This window comes from Vibrio sp. TRT 2004 (assembly GCF_050113735.1).
Classification (GTDB): Bacteria; Pseudomonadota; Gammaproteobacteria; order Enterobacterales; family Vibrionaceae; genus Vibrio.
In genome coordinates this window covers 1-1,366 of the sequence record NZ_JBNJOH010000117.1, presented here as the reverse complement: position 1 = coordinate 1,366, position 1,366 = coordinate 1, and the positions used below count along the sequence as shown (strand labels likewise).

Annotated in this window: 2 pseudogenes; both read right to left on the bottom strand. The window is 46.8% G+C overall.

What is annotated here, in order from left to right:
- Positions 1-848, bottom strand: a pseudogene (locus ACQEXR_RS20115) (DUF2235 domain-containing protein); the annotation flags it as partial.
- Positions 845-1,366 (bottom strand): annotated as a pseudogene (locus ACQEXR_RS20110) (hypothetical protein); the annotation flags it as partial. The pseudogenes ACQEXR_RS20115 and ACQEXR_RS20110, both read right to left, overlap by 4 nt.

Sequence of the window (1,366 nt, the reverse complement as noted above, 5' to 3'; positions counted from 1 at the left end):
AAACCAAACGCCAATCCCTTGTTATCTTCATCTGCTTTGGCAATATCGGTGCTATTGCCTGTGCCTATCCCAGTAATGTATTGAGCAAAACGGTAGACAGTTTTATCCTCATTGAAGGTGTCACTCTGGTAGAGGTCAAAGAGCTTCTGGATATTGGTCAGTTCATTGGCCGCGCTGCCTGTTATGTCGGCCCAATCGAAACATTTTTCAATGAATTGCGTTGGATGAATATCTTGAGTGTTAGCAATCTCTTCTGATACCTGATAAGCGGCTTGCCATAGGTAGTAGCGAGCCTCTAATCGAGCTTTGCCCCATTTGGCACTGTAGCTGTTGTTGGCTGTCCCATCAAAAAACATCCCTAACCTTAGAGTAATATAGCGACAGCCTTGGATGGTCACGAAGTGACTGGTATCCGTAACCAGTTTGACCACGCCTAGCGCCTCTTTTTGGTGGCGTTTGGGGATGTTTTGCCCTTGCTCTAGCTGCACAAAGTCACCCAAGGTTAGCGTATGATGCGTCCAAGAAGCACCACTGCTTGCGGCTGGGTTCTGTTTAAGCCATTGCTGGACAGGAGAAGTCTCACCGTCAAAGGGCAGTCGACGCTGGGTGTGATACAACCAGGTTGGATTATCGAATTGGAGAGTAACACGTCCAGGAGCCAAGCTTACCAAGCGTATCGGTTCCTCTCCAAGGGTCACTGGGTACACCGCTCCACTTGCGTCGATCAAATTTCCTTTGATGTTGGGGAATGGTTGGTTATGTTCATCGCGAATATGGATTTCTATCCAATGGGTGTAGCTTTCGCAAGGAATGCAGTGCTCACTGACACCTAAGGCTCCAAAAGTCATTTTAATGCTCCTATAACGTACGCCAGTTGCTCTCGCTCAGTCAGTGAGAAGTGCAAAACGTCAACCACATCATTGATGTTGACAATCTCAGCCTTAATTAAGTGAGCCAGTACGTAAATTTGTTTATCGACAGAGGTGGCATACATTGGCGGAAACTGTTGCAAGGCTTTTTCTATAAACTGTTTGGGGTTAGCTAACCTGTTGATTGCTGTTGGTAGCACACGCCATAACGCTCGCTCAATATTGGTGGCGAGTGTGGTGTGGTCTTCTTTTGCTGTCAGGTGCTCACTTTTCACTCTCCACCAAGGGTTTGTTTGCAAAGTAAAAGGCAGGGACGAGTGATTTTCATAGCAGGTATATTTTTCACCTTGCCAATGTAGCCAATGACTTATGTTCCCTAAAAACTGATAACGGTCACCGTCACTCATCACGGCGAGCATGGGCATAATGACGACAGGATCATAAAAGCGGAACAACACCTTTTCTCCCTCTAGATAGGCCCAGAGAAGGCTGCGTAA